This is a genomic window from Polyangium jinanense (assembly GCF_028435265.1).
GTDB lineage: Bacteria > Myxococcota_A > Polyangia > Polyangiales > Polyangiaceae > Polyangium > Polyangium jinanense.
Window position 1 is genome coordinate 529,075 of the sequence record NZ_JAGTJK010000001.1, and the last position, 15,330, is coordinate 544,404.

At 68.6% G+C, this 15,330-nt stretch carries 10 protein-coding genes; 6 read left to right on the forward strand and 4 right to left on the reverse strand.

Annotated elements, in window-relative coordinates; translation table 11 throughout:
* Nucleotides 1–7: 7 nt before the first annotated feature.
* The 4 genes from KEG38_RS02210 to KEG38_RS02225 form a co-directional block, all read right to left on the reverse strand.
* Entirely contained in the window at nt 8–913 is a 906-nt protein-coding gene (locus tag KEG38_RS02210; RefSeq protein ID WP_272417290.1) for a TauD/TfdA dioxygenase family protein, read from the reverse strand.
* A gap of 18 nt (nt 914–931) precedes the next feature.
* Complete coding sequence (locus KEG38_RS02215) at nt 932–1,912, reverse strand: quinone oxidoreductase family protein (RefSeq protein WP_272417291.1); 981 nt, start codon at nt 1,910–1,912, stop codon at nt 932–934.
* Between the two features lie 23 nt (nt 1,913–1,935).
* Nucleotides 1,936–2,994 carry a beta-keto acid cleavage family enzyme gene (locus KEG38_RS02220; protein WP_272417292.1) on the reverse strand — a complete coding sequence of 353 codons (1,059 nt, stop codon included), beginning with the start codon at nt 2,992–2,994 and terminating at the stop codon, nt 1,936–1,938.
* 64 nt (nt 2,995–3,058) lie between these two features.
* Nucleotides 3,059–4,258 (reverse strand): choice-of-anchor L domain-containing protein, encoded by a 1,200-nt coding sequence (locus tag KEG38_RS02225; protein WP_272417293.1) that lies wholly within the window; start codon nt 4,256–4,258, stop codon nt 3,059–3,061.
* Between the two features lie 186 nt (nt 4,259–4,444).
* Here KEG38_RS02225 and KEG38_RS02230 point away from each other — a divergent pair, with 186 nt between their 5' ends.
* Genes KEG38_RS02230 through KEG38_RS02255 form a run of 6 tightly spaced genes read left to right on the forward strand, consistent with a single transcriptional unit; the run spans nt 4,445 to nt 15,272 of the window.
* A complete protein-coding gene (locus KEG38_RS02230; protein ID WP_272417294.1) occupies nt 4,445–6,067 on the forward strand; it encodes a hypothetical protein in 1,623 nt (540 codons plus the stop codon).
* 20 nt (nt 6,068–6,087) lie between these two features.
* Nucleotides 6,088–6,495, forward strand: a complete 408-nt coding sequence (locus KEG38_RS02235) for a hypothetical protein (protein ID WP_272417295.1) — start codon at nt 6,088–6,090, stop codon at nt 6,493–6,495.
* Between the two features lie 4 nt (nt 6,496–6,499).
* Complete coding sequence (locus tag KEG38_RS02240; RefSeq protein WP_272417296.1) at nt 6,500–9,241, forward strand: OmpA family protein; 2,742 nt, start codon at nt 6,500–6,502, stop codon at nt 9,239–9,241.
* Complete coding sequence (locus tag KEG38_RS02245; protein ID WP_272417297.1) at nt 9,238–9,996, forward strand: hypothetical protein; 759 nt, start codon at nt 9,238–9,240, stop codon at nt 9,994–9,996. Before KEG38_RS02240 ends, KEG38_RS02245 begins: the two co-directional genes overlap by 4 nt.
* A 42-nt stretch (nt 9,997–10,038) precedes the next feature.
* Nucleotides 10,039–12,687 (forward strand): AAA family ATPase, encoded by a 2,649-nt coding sequence (locus tag KEG38_RS02250; protein WP_272417298.1) that lies wholly within the window; start codon nt 10,039–10,041, stop codon nt 12,685–12,687.
* On the forward strand, nt 12,684–15,272 hold the full coding sequence (locus tag KEG38_RS02255; RefSeq protein WP_272417299.1) for a hypothetical protein: 2,589 nt from the start codon (nt 12,684–12,686) through the stop codon (nt 15,270–15,272). The genes KEG38_RS02250 and KEG38_RS02255 overlap by 4 nt, the downstream gene beginning before the upstream one ends.
* The last annotated feature ends 58 nt before the right edge of the window (nt 15,273–15,330 follow it).

Below are 15,330 nucleotides of genomic sequence, written 5' to 3' on the forward strand. Positions count from 1 at the left end.
CACCCCGTCAGTACGGCCGGTCGCCCACGATCGTGGCGCGCTCCATCTTCCGCACCGCCGGCCAGTAATCCTGGACCGCGTAATGCTGCGTGCAGCGATTGTCCCAGATCGCGACGCTGTTCTTCTTCCAGCGAAACCGCACCTGATACTCGGGGATCTGCGCCTGGCTGATCAGGTAACTCAGGAGCTGGCTCGCCCCGGGCGTGAAGTCCTGGCCGAAGCGCACGTTCGCCGGCGTGTGGAAGTTGACGAAGTGCGTGGTGAATGCATTGACGAACAGGCTCTTTTCGCCGGTCTCCGGATGCGTGCGCACCACCGGGTGCTCCGCATCCGGAAAGCGGTCCCTGAGCGCGTGGCGCTTCTCCATGGGCATGACCGCGCCGAAGGTCGCCTCGATGCTGTGCCTGGCGCGTAGCCCGGCGATCTGCTGCTTGATGGGCTCGGGCAGCCGGCGATAGGCCTCGACCATGTTCACCCAGATGGTGTCACCGCCGACGGCCGGCGTCTCGACGCAGCGCAGGACGCAGCCCATCGGCGGCGCTTCGCGAAACGTCGCGTCGCAGTGGTAGGCGTTCTCGTAATGCTCCGGTGGGCTGTTCAGGTCCTTGTAAATGCGGACCAGCCCCGGATGGTCGGGATCGCTGCCGGCGACGGGGTGGCCTTCGAGCTCGCCGAAGCGCCTCGCGAAGGCGACGTGGTCGGCGCGCGTGATGTCCTGATCTCGCAAAAACAGGACCCGGTGCTTCAAGAGGAGCGCCCGGATCTCCGCGAAGAGCACGTCATCGCGCGCGGCGTCGGCGAGGCTCACGCCGCTGAGCTCGGCGCCGATGGTGCAGGTCGAGGGCGCGACCTCGATGGTGCCGCCCGTCGCCGCGCGGGCAGGGGCGGGAGTGGACGATGCTGACGTTTCCATGTCGAATTTCTCGGGTTTTCAGACGACGAAGATCGACGATCCCGTCGTCTTGCGTGATTCGAGGTCGCGGTGCGCCTGCGCCGCGTCCTCCAGCCGGTAGCGCTGGTTGATTTCGATCCGGATCCGCCCCGCCGCGACGTGACCGAACAGCTCTCCGGCGAGCTCGGCCTTTTCCGCGGGATCGGCAATGTAATCGGCGAGCGCCGGGCGCGTGACGAAGACGGAGCCTTTGACCGCGAGCCTCGATACGTCGAGCGGCGGCACCGGGCCCGAGGTCGTGCCCACGCACACGAGCAGCCCGCGCCGCTTCAGGGAATCGAGCGAGCCCGTGAACGTGTCCTTTCCGACGCTGTCGTACACGATCGATACGCCGGCCCCACCCGTCAGTTCGCGCACGCGCCGGGCCACGTCCTCGCGGCCGTAATGAATGACGTGGTCGCAGCCGTGCGCGCGGGCGATTTCTGCCTTTGCTTCGGTCGACACCGTACCGATCACCGTGAGGCCGAGGAGCTTCGCCCATTGCGATACGATCAGGCCCACGCCGCCCGCCGCCGCGTGCAAGAGGACGCTGTCGCCGGCTTTCAGGGGCCAGATGCGGCGCAAGAGGTAGGCGGCCGTGAGGCCCCGCATGGTCATGGCCGCGGCGGTCTCGGGACGGATGCTTTCGGGCAACCGAATCAGGGGCGCCGCCGGCAGGGTTCGCTCGGTGCTGTACGCTCCGAGCGTGTCCAGAAAACCGGTATACGTCACCCGGTCGCCCGGCGCGACGTTCGTGACGCCTTCGCCGACCGCCTCCACCACGCCGGCGGCCTCCACGCCAATCCCGCTCGGGAGCGGCACCGGATAAAGCCCCGTGCGAAAGTAGGTGTCGGCAAAGTTGAGCCCGACGGCGACGTGACGGACCCGGGCCTCGCCGGGACCCGGGTCGCCGACGGCGACCTCCTCCCAGCAGAGGACCGAAGGGCCGCCGGTCTCGTGAAATCGAACCGCGTGGGCCATGGAAATGCCCCCCTTGGCCTTCGCTAGGCCGCCATGCGCCGCGGGACCCCGCGCTCGCCTGCCTTGCGATTGGGCGCATACCCGAGCTTTGCCAGGGTTTCGTCGGCATCCTTGTAAAACTCGCCGATCTTGTAAATGCGGCGGGCCTCCTTGCCGGTGGCCACGTCGCGGCCGAGCTCGCGCGCGATGCGGACGAGCTGCTCGATTTGTTGCACGGAGGTCATGCGCTGCCCCTTGCGCCGCCACAACGTGTCCTCGATGCCGCAGCGGGTGTGCAGACCCATCGCGATCGCCATCGTGTTCACGGGGAGCACGTTCCGCATGACGGTCTCCAGCGTCAGGCAGGCGCCGTTCGGCACGCGGTGGATGAACTCCATCATGTTGTAGGGGTTCGGCCCGTCGAATCCGCCGCCGATGGCGACCCAGGTGAGGTTGAGCGGCCCTGTGTAGGCCCCGCGGCGGAGGAGGCGCTCCACCGTCTCGAGCTGGGGGACGTTGGCGAGCTGGAAATGGGCCTGGATGCCGGCGGCCGAGAGCCGCCGGAGGTGCTCTTCGACCCAGGCCGGGCCGGCCGGCACGGTCATCTCGCGGTAGGCCTTGTACACCTCGGGCCGCGCGAACGAGCTCCCGGCATAGTCGTCCTCGGTCATCAGCTCGACGATGTTCATCTGGCACGTGTTGATCGCGATCGTGACCTGATCGGGCTTGGGCGAGAGCTCGGCCAGCATGTGGCGTGTATCATCGCTCAGCCATTTCGCCTTTTCCCCTTCGGTCTCCGGGGAGAAGGAGATCGAGCCGCCGACCTGCAGGATCATGTCGGGCACCGCGTCGCGCAGCCCTGCGAGGAGCTCGTTGAACCTGGACAGGCGCTTGGAACCCTTGCCGTCCGGCTCGCGCGCGTGCACGTGCAGCACCGTGGCGCCGGCGTTGTAGCAATCCACGGCTTTCTGGACCTGCTCTTCCATCGTCACCGCGATGTCTTCGGGAAAATCGGAGGGCTCCCACTCCGGTCCGTACGGCGCCACGGTGATGACGAGCTTTTCCTGGTTCTCGGGGAACAGAGAGTCATCGAGAAAGTCCATGGGGATCCCCGTGGTTCCCCGCCGCTCCGACCGCAAGCGCGCAAGGATCCCCTCACGTCGCCCGTCAGGGCACGAGGCTCACCCACGTATCCATCGCGCTGATGCTACAGCCGAATTTCGTGTGACCGTCCCCGAGACCGAGCGCCTCGATGATCTGCGCGCAGCTGCAGCCGCCGGTCTCCGTCATCGTGTACGATGTTTCGGGGGCGTTGCCGCTCGGTGACGTCGTCTCGAACACGCCGTCGCCGTTCGTATCGGCCCAGCGGTTTGCCCCGAGCGCCACCGTCGGGACCGACTCTGGCAATACGGTGCCGGAGCACATGTCGTCTCCTCCGCAGATGCCGTCGCCGTCGTCGTCCCCGCAGCAGACGGCGTCTTCGTCGACTTCGCCGTCGCAATCGTCGTCCACCTCGTTGCACGCCTCGGCGGCGCCCGGATACACGTCGGCGCTCGTGTCGTCGCAATCATCGCACGAGCTCGTGCCGTCGCCGTCATTGTCGATCATGTGGCACGGCACCGTGCCGCTGCAGTCGTTTCCGACGCAGCCATTCAGGCCGGCGAGGAAGACGCCGCTGTCGAGCACCTGATCGCCCGCGTCGCAGATGACGATCTCGAGCACGTGGCCGGTCGTGCCGCCGGCGAGCGGGGCGCGCGTCGTCAGAAGGCCCGTCGATCCGTCGTATTCGGTCTCGGTCTCGGGCGCGACGACGACGGCCCCGGACGAGAAAAACGGACCGTTGATCGTGATGGAGTTTCCCTGGGCGTCGAAAACGATCTGCTCGCCGTCGAGGTAGACGGCATAGACGTCGTTGTACATCGACCCGACGTACTCCGGGTACTCCTCGGAGCCGAAGATCGATTGGAACGAGATACCGTCGAAGCCCGGCGCGAGGTCGAACGTGATCGTCAGCTTCGTCGCGTCGAAGCTCTTGAAGCCCGGGATCAGCGCGTCGCAGAGCGGGTCGCCGGGGAGGCCGTTGCTCGCGCCCGTGCTCCCGTCGTCGCTCGGGGGCAGCGCGAGATGGGCCTGGCCCGTCGTGAGCAGGATGCCATTCGCAATGCCGAGCGGGCCCTCCGCGTAGGTCGCGGCCGCCTGGTTCGAGCCGCTGTAGATCGCGCCCGTGATGGTGATCGCGTTCCCGCTGCTTTGCATCGTGCTCGCGAGGACGGCGGGATCGCCGGTCGTCCCGACGGTGAGCGCGGAGGCGCTCGAACCGTGGACCATGGCGGACATCGCCGCGGATAAAACGAGGAGAGGTCTCATGCATGTACTCCGGCGCTTCATCGAACGCCGCCATCCGATGCCGCGATAACCACCCACGTGCTGGAATCTCGGCGGGAATTTTTCGCTCCCGCTGCGCCAGGTGTCCACGGCGGAGGGGAAGCCTCGACGACCGATCCGTTCCTGGACATTGTTCGCGTTTTGATCGTACGATGTGGAAGGACCGCCGTGAACCAGCACATTCCATTTCCGCGAAACGGCCGCGTCTTCCATCGCCTCACGGGCGCGCTTTGCGTGGCCCTCTCCCTCGCCGGGGGGATGTTCGCCGCGCCCGCGATCGCCCAGACGACCCCGAGCGTGGCGCCGAAGCGCACCTCCGGAATGTCCGTTCAGGATCAGCTCGACATGGATATCACGCCGCTGCCCACCGGGTACGGCGCCGTATTCGTGCCGAGCCCGGCGGGGAGGTTGCCCGGCGCGAGCGTGCTCGTGCAGTACGAGGGGGAGACGGTCGCGCGGGGATACATCGGCGAGCGGATCCCCGTGCCGCCGGGCCAATACCGCGTGCTCGTGGGCTCGGGGCCCGAGGCGCTCCGGGCTTCGAGCGACGTGACGGTGGTAAAAGGAATGACCGTCACCGCGGCGCAAAATTTTGGTGTGCTCCGCGTGAGCCTCGTCGACGATCGAAAGGCGCCGATCGAGGACAAGTACGTGGTCGCGTCCGCGGACGGGGCTCGCGTGTATGGCCCGGTCGCGACCTCGGTCGACAAGGCGGCGAAGCCGGAGGCGCTGATCCTGCCGCCGGGGCGGTACATCTTCGCGCTCGGTACGAACCCGAACGCGAGCCAGAATTCGATCGCGATCCAGATCGGCGGCGGCGAGCTCACCGAATACCGCGTCGTCGTCGAGGACGGGAAGATCGTGCGGACCGAGTTCGGGCGCCCCGAGGCCGACTACGAGCCGAGCCCGTGGCGCGTGCAATGGGTCATCGGCGCCGACGTCTCGTTCGCCCAGCGGATGAACCAGTTTTCCACGTACAACGGCGACGTCTTCATGGCCGGCGGATTCACGAGCTTCGAGGGCGCGTACGACTCGGGCCGTCACCTCGCCCAGCTCAATGTCGGCGTCGACGAGATGGTCCTTTCGCTGACCTCGCCCGTCGAGCAGGCGTTCCCGCTCCGCAAGGTCGTCGACGAGGTGAGCGCGGAGCTGCTCTACAATTATCGCGTCGTGGGCATCCTCGGCCCGTATGCCCACGCGATGGGATACGCGACCCTGTTCAACACCACGTATCGCGACGAGCAGCCGTACCGGGCGACGACGCGTGACGCGCAGGGGAAGGTGGTGAAGCAGGGGGATTATCTGGCGAACGACGAGCTGGAAACGTTCGCCGGGGGGTTTCCCTTGTTCTTCCAGGAGGGCGCGGGGTTCGGGACGCGGGTCGATTTCCTGGGCATCACGCTGGGCATCCGCGCCGGGGCTGCGATGCGGCAATCGTTTTACGGCGGCGGGCGGTACGTGCAGGCGCGCTCGGGCTCGAACCTCGATCTGATCGCGCTCACGGACTCCTTCGATTACGGCGCGGAGGCGTCGGGGCTCGTCGGGTTCACGTTGTTCAAGATGCTCTCCGTGAAGAGCCGCTTCGACCTGTTCGTGGACACGGACCAATTCGGCGAGTTCCTCGGCGAGACGTACCGGCCCATCTATCGGTGGGACAACATCGCGAGCCTGCGCCTCTCGCGGTTCGCCTCCGTCGTCTACACGGCCGTCCTCCGGCGCGACGCCGCCGCGGTCGTGCCGAATCAGTTCGCCCACACGTTCCGCCTGCGACTCCAGGCGGCCATCTTCTGACCGGAGGCCTTGGGACGCCCATGCATTCGCTCGTTCGTCGCTCCCGAGGAATCGTCCTTGCCGCGCTCCTCGGCGTCTCCCTGTCCGCGGTCGCCGGCTGCGGTCGCAATTACGGGCCTTATCCGGCCACGGCGCTCGAGGTGAACGAGCGGATCTTGCGCGTTCGGGGCGCCTTCGAGAAGGTGAAGTCCGATCCGCTCGCGAATGAGGTCCGGCTCGATTTGCAACGGGCCGAGACGTGGATCGTCACGGCCGAGGCCGAGGCCAAGGAAGGCAAGGTCGACGAGCGTGCCGACCTCTACCTCGCGACCGCCGAGGGCCAGCTCTCGATGATCCAGACGCATTACGCGCGGCGCCGGGCGGAGGACAAACTCGCAAAACGCAGGGAGCAGGCGCTCGCGCCGATGGCCGACGAAACCCCGGAGTGATGGCATGAGACGATCACGCTTTCTTTCGCGGCTCCCGGGCGCCTTCCTCCTCGCGGCGCGTGTTGCTCCCGCCTTGCTCATCGCGGCGTGCGCGTCGGCGCCGCCTCCGGCCCCGCTCGCCGAGGCGGATCGCCTTCTCGCGCGCAAGGATGCCGGCGACATCAAGATCGCTCGGCCCGAGATCGTGGCGGAGGCGCGTGATTTGCTTCGCCGCGCGAAGTCGGCGCATAGCATCGGCGACGCCGAGCGCGCGACGCTCTACGCATACCAGGCCATCCAGCTCTTCACGACCGCGAAAAACCTGGCCGAGCGCGACGAGGCGGAGCGGCTTTTGCGGGTCGTCGACAAGGCCGCGGGCGAGAGCGAGGAGGAGCGGCGGAAGATCGAGCTGGAGACACGGCTCCGCAATCTCGAAGAGCAAAGCAAGAGCTCGCCCGAGGCGGCCCGGGCCATGCGGTCCATCGACCGGGCGCGCGAGAAGCAGGCGGCGGCGCTCGAAAAAGGCGCGACCGGGGGTTCGGCCGGGGTCTACTTTCAGCAGGGGCAGGCATTGCTGGAGGTCGCGATCGATGCGTTCGAGGTGAAGTCGTACGCGGAGGCGGCGAATGCGGGGCAGTCCGCGGCGGCTTCGTTCGTGTCGGCGATCGGAAGCGTCACGGAGATGGAAAAGGGGGCGACGACGCCCGCGGGCGACAAACCCGGGCCGGAGCCGAAGCGAGCGGAGGAGGCGAATACGCCCTCCGTCGCGCCGGCCCACGTCGAGGCGCCACGAGCCGCTCCGCCGCGCCCGCGCGCGGGTGGGACGCGCGGGGCGGCGCCGTCGATCGAGGAGCTCGCGGACAGGACGCTCGTGTCGCTGGAGCTCCGGCGCGCGGAGGCGCTCGGCGAGCTGAAAGATCAACGGTGCCCGGGGCCGTTCCGCGAGATGGAGGCGATGCTCACGCTCGCGCAGAAGCGATTCCAGGCCGGCGATTACGAGCACGCCTACGAGTATGCGCTGCGCGCGGACGAGCGATTCCGCGCCTGCGACAAGCTCGGAGTGATCGCCGCGATCCCGGCGGCGCCCGCAGCGGCGCAGGCGAGCCAGAAGCGCGCGGAGGACGCGGAGGAGACGGCCCGCAAGAAGGCGGTCGTGGCCATGCAGAAGGCGCAGATCGAGAGCGCGCGGGCGCAGGCCGTGAATCCAAATGATCCGGGTGTTTTGCAGGGCAACCTGCTGCTCTCGAATGCGGATTCCTGGCTCGGGAGACGATCGTACGAGGAGGCGGAGGACTTTGCCAATCGCGCGCTCGTCGTGCTCTCCAAGGTGAAGGCGCCGGAGCCCGCGAAGGTCGCCACGAAGCCCGCGGCGCCCGCATCCGCGCCCGCACCTGCGGCGCGACATCCGAGCGCACAGCAGCCCACGCAATCGCAGCCCACGCAGCCGCAGGGCCAGACCCCTGTTTATGTCGTCCAGGGGCCGCCGCCCGTGCCGCCGGCGCCGCCGGGGACGACGGTGCGAATCGTCGACGAACGGTCGGCGGCGCGCGAAGAGCAATTCCTCTCGGCCCGGATGCAGCAAATGGAGCAAGCGCTCGCGCAGCTTGCGCAGCAGAAACAGGGGCCGGTCGACGCTTCATGGCGGCCGGCCTACGAGCGTGTGTTCCGAGCGCTCTCGCTGCGCGACCGCGCAAAGCTTCGATCGCCCGACGCGAAGAAGCGGCTCGAGGAGGCGGATGCGCTCCTCGCGCAGTCGCGCGCCGCCTGGCAAGCGAAACGATATGCCGACGCGATGCGTCTCGCCGACGACGCGTCCTCCATTCTCGAACCCCTCGCGGAGGTGACGGCAGAGCGGGGAAGTCCCGAAGAGATCGAGGAGCGCACGAGGAAGGCGGACGCGCTCATTCGCGAGGCGAGCGTGGGGCAGCAGGTCTGCGAAAAAGAGGCATGCAGCGAGCGTGACCTCGCGGGGTACGCGAACGCGAAGGAGCTTCTTGCCTCGGCGCGGCAAGCCTACGTCGACCGGCGTTTCGGGTATGCGATCGAGCTCGCGGGCAAGGCCAAGGAGCAATTCTCGGCCGCGCTGCAAAAGCCCAAGAAAGACGCGTCGGATCCGAAGATCGAAGCCGAGAAGCTCGAAGCGTTGCGCGAAGGCGCGGACAGCGCCCTTCGCGAGGCGAACATCACGAAGAAGATCTGCGATACCCGGAATTGTCGCGCGATCGACGGGGAGGCGTGGATCCGGGCGACCGAATACATGGCCTCGGCCCAGGCCGCCTACGTCGACAAACGGTACGAGACGGCGAAGGATCTCGCGGCCAAGGCAGACAAGATCTTCAAGGACACGATTGCCAAGCAGCCGGAGTTCATCCTGCCGGCCGGCGTGACGCGGGTCGCGCGGTTCGGCGCGCAGCTCCGCTTGAATCCGCCCGTGAAGTTCTCGAAGGGGACGACGCTCACGCCCGCGAGCGAAGTTTCCCTCGACGAGCTCGCCAAGGTGCTGATCGAGAACAAGGCCGCGTTCAAGCGCGTGTCGCTGATCGGCTTCACTGATAGCTGGGGGGCCGGCGCGGCGAACAAGAAGCTCTCGGCCGAGCGGGCCGCGGCGGTGCGTGATGCGCTCGTCCAGCGCGGCGTCCCCGCGGATCTCCTGATCTCGGACGGGCGCGGCGCGGAAAACCCGATCGCGAACAACAACACCCCGCAGGGCCGCGAGGAAAATCGACGGATCGAGATCCACATGGAGCTCGTCGAGGGCGTCAAATGAGGAGAAGGACGAAGCGCCTCACCGCCTCCGCGCTCGCCGCCGCGGCCTGCATGGCCGTTTCGCTCACGGCCGCGGCGCAGCCCGATCCTTTCGCCGATTACGAGGCGATGAAGCGCGGACAGGCCCCGCCACCCCCGCCCGCGGCCTCGCTGCCCGCCGTCGTGCCGATCCCCTCGCCCGAGCCCGAAGTCTCCACCGCGCCGTGGAAATGGAGCTTCGGCGGGCGGAGCGCGTTCAGCTACACGGGCATCTCGAACGATACGCTCCTCGACCAGGATCAGAGCAATACGACGCTCTTCTTCCGGCTCACGCCCACCGTGGGTTTGACGGTGCACGAGCGGGTGCTCGTCTCGGCTTCGTTCGGCCTGCTCGGCAACAACCTCACGCGTGAGGATGGCAGCGATGCGACTGCGGTCGCGGGGCTCTTCGAGTTCACCGGCCATTACATGCTGCCCGTCACGCGGCGGCTCGTGTTCTTGCCGGGCCTCGGCATCGGGCCGTATTTCGGCTCGAACGACCGCACGCTCCGGCTCCCCGACGGACGGAAGGTCGACGAGGCGTCGAGCACGTTCGGCGTCGCGATGTCCGTGTATGGAATGTTCGGCTATCAGCTCTCACCGACGCTCTCGGTGCGGACCGGCATCGCGCTCTACAGCCTCTTCCAGACCGAGCGTGTCGAGAGCGCGGACAAGACCCTCGGGGCCTCGGCCGTGCACGTGGGGCTCCCGATCGAGCTTCATTTCCACGTCCTCTAAGGCCTTTACCTCGGCCCCCCGAGGCCGCTACCCTCGGCCGCGATGGTCGATCCGATCCGCCTCGAAGCCGCTTCCAATCGGTTCCGCGCCTTCTTCGACGAGCTGCATCACATCTTCCTCGAGCGCGACGACCTGCTCCTCCAGCTCGCGCTCGCGCTCCTCTCGCGCGAGCACCTGCTCGTCACGGGCCCGCCGGGGACGGCGAAGAGCCAGCTCGCCTCCGCGGTCTTCGGGCGCATCCTCGACGAGGAGACGGGCGAGCCGAGCCTCTACGCGCGGCAGATCGGCGAGAGCACGGTCCAGACCGATCTCATCGGCCCCATCGATTTCAAGACGCTCATGGAGACGGGGCGCACCGAGCATTTCACCGACGAGGGGATGCTCGGCGCCGTCCACGCGTTTCTCGACGAGATCTTCGACGGCCGCGACATGCTGCTCCGCTCCGCGCTGAACGTGCTGCACGAGCGCGAGGTGAAGCAAGGCGGGCAGGTGAAGCGCGGCCGCATCGAGTGCGCATTGATGACGACGAACCGGTACATCGCCGACGTGCTGGAAGGCTCGCGGGAGACGCTGCTCGCGTTCGTCGATCGTATCGCGTTCGTCTCGTTCGTCCCGCGCGGGTTCGCCGATCCGAATCAGCTCGGGCTCGTGCTGCGTCGGCATGTCGGGGGTTCGTCGCGGCCGCTGCTCGAATCCACGCTGAGCGTCCAGGACCTCGATGCTTTGCAGCACCTCGTCGACGAGGTCCACGTCTCCGATCCGGTATGCGACGGCCTCGCGGCGCTGCTCGAGCGCTTCGATCGCGAGCTCAACGCCGCCGTGCGCGCCGATCCGGCGTTCGTCCCGACACGTTACATCTCCACGCGCACGGCCGTTCGCTCGGGCCGCGTGCTCCGGGCGGCCGTGGTCGCCGACCGCATCCTCCACAATCCGAAGCGCGCGCTCGAGGTCCTGCCGTCCGATTTCAAATGGCTGCGGCTGCACCTCTTGCTTTCGGGCCCCACGCCCGACCAGACCGAGGCGCTGATCACCCGCGAGAGTGATCCGAACGAGCGGCGGCAGCTCGGGATCGTGCGCACCGAGCGCTCGATCTTCGAATCGTGCCTCGCCCAGATGCCGCCCATTCACGTAAAACCCCGGCCCACCGTGGTCGAGACGCCGAAGCCCGATGCGGTAGCCGTGCCGGCGGACGCGGGCAAAAAGAAGAAACGCAAGTCGGAGCCGCCCCCGGCGCCCGAGGACAAACCTCGCGTGATGGTCGATCAGGCCATTGCCTCGGGGGATGCGACGCGCTTGCTCTCCGTCATGCGCGAGCTCGGGGCGCAGGCACGCGCGGGATCGATCGACGCGGCGCGCGCGAGTTCGCTCGTGAAGGACGCGACGGCGGCGCTCGCGGCGCTCGTTCTTCGTCGCGGGATCGACGCCGCCGCGGGCGGTGGGACCCGGCCGATCAGCGAGGTCGTGAAGGATCTGTCGCGCCTCGCGGCCGAGATCGAGGACGGGACGGCCGGGACGCGCGCCACGGCGCGCTGGCTACGCGGTCGAGCGCTCGTGATGGTCGACGAGGCCGCGGGGCACGCGGCGGGCGCTTCCTCGACGGATCTCGTCGCGTCGATCATCGACGATGGGGCCGAGGCGCAAGGCAGGGCGCGCGCGCGGATCGAGGCGCTCGAAGCCTTGTACGAGCTCCGGCGCGATTTGCTCGGCCAGGGCGCGGTGCACGAGACCGGCGAGGAAAAAGCCTGGCAGCGCGCCGTGGCCGCGGCCGAGGACGATATCACGAACCTGCTCGACATCTCGCTGCGCAGCGTGGTCACGAACGCGCTGAAGAGCGCGCCTTCGCGCAGGCTCGCCGAGGTGCTCGCGGCGATCGCGCCCGAGCTCGATCGGCTCGACGCGATGGCCGCGCGTCTCGAACGCGTGCGCGGCGCGCCGTCGACGCTCAAAGCGAAGGTCACGGGCCCGCGCCTCGGCGCGCTGATCGAGGCGGTGTTCAAAGGGTTCGACGCGCGCGACCGGCCCGCGCTCGTGCGCGAGGTCGAGGCGCTCGTCGCCGTGCTCGGAAAGGCCGGGCTCGCGCGGGCGATCGCCGCCGAGGCGTTCCTCGGCTGGGCGGCGGAGGCGCTCCTCCGCGGGGACGTGGCGCCGAATGTCGGCGAGGGACAAACCAACGATTACGATGGCTATCGCCGGCTCCGCGCGGCCGAGCAGCGCGTGTCCTCGGCGTACACGCTCGCCGAGATCGCGCTCGTCGTCGCGCCCGAGGGCGTGCGGGACGCGCCTTCGCCCGCGGAGGCGGCCGCGGCGATCGCGACGGCGTGCGGGAAGCTGCCGGAGGCGGTGCGCGGTCGCGTCGTCGCTGGCGATCTCGCGCGGATCGGGCGGGCGCTCGACTACCTCGAACGGTTCTGGCGGGACCTCGAAGAACACGCGGGCGACGCGGGAGCGCGCTTGCGTGAAATCGTGGAATCGAGATTCTTCGATCTCCTGTGGGACGAGGGGGCGCTCACGCGGTTTGCCCTCGAAGCACGCAATGTCGCCGAGGTGTTCCCGGCGCACGCGGCCGAGGTCGATGCCGTGCGCCAGCGCATCGATGCCCTCGACGGGCGGACACGCACCGCCATGACCGAGCTCTTCCGGCGGCGCGCGGATGCCGCGTGGGCACAAGTGCTGCGCGTCGAGAACACATGAGGGACGAAGAGCTCTCCTCGCTCGGCGAACGTATCGAGCAGCTCACGGCGCGGCCGCACGACGTGCGCGCCCCGCTCGTGCGTATCGCGCGGCCGCTTCTGCGCGCGCTCGGTTATCGCCCGGCGCTGCGCACGGCCCGCGTCACGGCGCTGCTCGATGCGCTGCGCGCACCCGGGGGCAAACCCGTGCCCGAGGCACGGCTCACGGGCGCCGTGCGCGAGCTCGAAGACAACGTGATCGCGCTCGAACGAACGCTCGTGGTTCATGGGCGGGTGCCGCTCGCGCACGCCGCGTGGGTGCGCCGGCTCTACGAGGTCACGGTGCGAGCCGCGCGCGCCGCGAGGGATCAGAAAAACGAGGCCGCGCGTCGCGTCGCGGCCGCGATCGATCCGGTGCGGATCGCGCCGCCGCTCGCGATCACGCCCGGAGATACGAGCGGGAAGGACAAACCCCCGAAGAAGGCCGGCAAAGACGAGCCTGCCACGGCCGCGCCGGAGGCCTCCGAGGCGACGGATACCTTTCTGGACAAACCCCTCTCGCCGGAGGAGGAGCGCCTCGTCGAGGTCGAGCTGCTCGCGATCGATCACCTGCTCGATGCGGCGCGGGGGGAGACGGAGTTTCTCTCGCGCAAACGCCGCTTGCTCGAATCCGCGCGCAAGCTCCTGCTCGATGCGTCCGCGGCGCTGCCGCTCGGCAAGGAGGGCGTGGAGGTGCGCAGGCGCCACCTCGCCATGGAGATCGCGCGGATCGATCGGCTCGAAGCCGCGGGGCTCTCGCCACACCGCGGGCTCTTGCATCAGGCGAAGGACGCCCTCGCGCGGGGCGAACGGCAAAGGCTCCACGCCGCGCTCGTCGCGCTCGACGGCGTCTCGCTCGCGGCCGGCGACGAGGGGCTTTCCGCCGCGACCTCCCGCGCGCGCCAGAAGCTCGGCGAAGGCGAGGGCGAGGATCCCGAGGCCGACAAACTTCGCAGCTTGCGACGATCGAGCGAGGAGATGTTCGGCGGCGCGGCGATGGCCGCGATCGCGGAAGGATACGTCAAGGCGCGCAAATCGCAGACGAAGCCGCCCAAGGGCGAGAGCGACGAAGACCAAAAATACCGCCTGCTCGCGTTGCAATGGCTCGCGCCCGAGAACGAGGCCGAGACGCACGCGGCGCTTTGCGCGATCGACGGCACGGTCGACGTCGGCGTTCCGCTCGCGCCCGTGCGCGTGAGCGAGGTCGAGACACGCGTGCGCATCGTCCGACACCCGACTCCGGATCTGTTGCTGATGCCCGCGCGCGACGTGCTCGACATCCCGCACGCGGTCATCGAGGATCCACGCACGGTCCTGCTCGCGCTCGCGGAGGGGCGGCTGCTCGCGCGGCGCTACGTCGAGCAGGAGGTCAAGAAGCGGACGCGGACGCGTCTCGTGGGCGAGGCGCGCATCTACGTGCTCGACGGGTCGAGCTCGATGCTCGAAGACGGCAAGAAGGGCGCGCGGGCGCGGGTGCGGGACGCGATTCTGCTCGCGGAGCTCGGCATGCTGGTGAAGCGTTTCGCCGAGGGGGATCGGTCGACGCGCCTCACCCTGCATTATCGATATTTCACCAAGAAGATCGGGCCGATTTCGCGGATCAGCAAGGGCAAGGAAGCGATCGCGGCGATGGCCGACGTCGTCGGGACAGTGCGCAAGGGCGGGACGGACATCGAGAATGCGCTCTTGTCGAGCTTCGAGCAGATCCGGGCGGCGAAGGACGAGGATCCGGATCTCGCGCGGGCGCAGATCGTGCTCGTGACCGATGGCGACGCCGTGGTGCGCGAGGACGTGATCCAGGCCGCGCGGGAGAAGGTCGGGGACGTGCCGATCGCCGTGAGCGTGGTCGCGCTCGGGGAGGAGAACGAGGCGCTGCGGGCGCTGGTCGCGCGGCAGCGGGCGCGCGGGGAGCGGGCATTTTATCATTTCCTCGACGACGACGCGCTCGTCGAGATCTGCGAGGGCAAACTCTTCACGGGGCCGAAGATCCACGTGGAGGGACCGCCGGACGAAGAGAACCTCTCGGTCGAGGCGCGGGCGGCGCGGCTCCGAGCCGAGCTCGGCGGGCTCGTGGACGAGCTCGGGGCGCTCGCGGAGAAACGAAGCATCGCAGCGATCGAAGCGATGGCGGCCGAGGCGGACGCGAGCGCGGAGGCGTCGCGCGCGGAGGCGGCGCTCGGGGTCCCGGCGGACACGGCGGCGAAGGGGGAAGGATCAAAGGCGCTGCGCGAGGCCATCGAAAAAGATCGGCGTGCGCTCGAAGCACGGTTCTTGCGGTGGTTTCCAGCGCCGGCGGCGGAAGGTAGCCAGAATGCATCCACGGGCCGTTCGTCCGATTGCGAGGCCGTGATCGTCGTCCTCTCGACGATCGCCGAGGTGGTGGCCGATTTCGGTGGATCGGATCTCTCGCGGCGGGCCGAAGCGATCGATTTGCTGGAGCGGCTCCTGCCCGACGCGATGCTCACGCCGGCGCGGTGGTTCGCGGTGATGCGGGACGAGGCAGGCGCGGCTCGAGATGCGATGCGGACCGTACACGCGGCCGTGACGGGGCCGCGGAGCGTGATCTAGCGGGGTTTCCGCGCTGCGGGTTTTCCCTTCTCACGCGGCTCGACCGTGATCTATCCTC

Bases quoted from the DNA above. Each gene is read 5' to 3' on its own strand.
- KEG38_RS02240 (WP_272417296.1), top strand. From the start codon at position 6,500: ATGAGACGATCACGCTTTCTTTCGCGGCTCCCGGGCGCCTTCCTCCTC.
- KEG38_RS02245 (WP_272417297.1), top strand. From the start codon at position 9,238: ATGAGGAGAAGGACGAAGCGCCTCACCGCCTCCGCGCTCGCCGCCGCG.
- KEG38_RS02255 (WP_272417299.1), top strand. From the start codon at position 12,684: ATGAGGGACGAAGAGCTCTCCTCGCTCGGCGAACGTATCGAGCAGCTC.
- KEG38_RS02210 (WP_272417290.1), bottom strand. From the start codon at position 913: ATGGAAACGTCAGCATCGTCCACTCCCGCCCCTGCCCGCGCGGCGACG.
- KEG38_RS02215 (WP_272417291.1), bottom strand. From the start codon at position 1,912: ATGGCCCACGCGGTTCGATTTCACGAGACCGGCGGCCCTTCGGTCCTC.
- KEG38_RS02220 (WP_272417292.1), bottom strand. From the start codon at position 2,994: ATGGACTTTCTCGATGACTCTCTGTTCCCCGAGAACCAGGAAAAGCTC.
- KEG38_RS02225 (WP_272417293.1), bottom strand. From the start codon at position 4,258: ATGAGACCTCTCCTCGTTTTATCCGCGGCGATGTCCGCCATGGTCCAC.
- KEG38_RS02235 (WP_272417295.1), top strand. From the start codon at position 6,088: ATGCATTCGCTCGTTCGTCGCTCCCGAGGAATCGTCCTTGCCGCGCTC.
- KEG38_RS02250 (WP_272417298.1), top strand. From the start codon at position 10,039: ATGGTCGATCCGATCCGCCTCGAAGCCGCTTCCAATCGGTTCCGCGCC.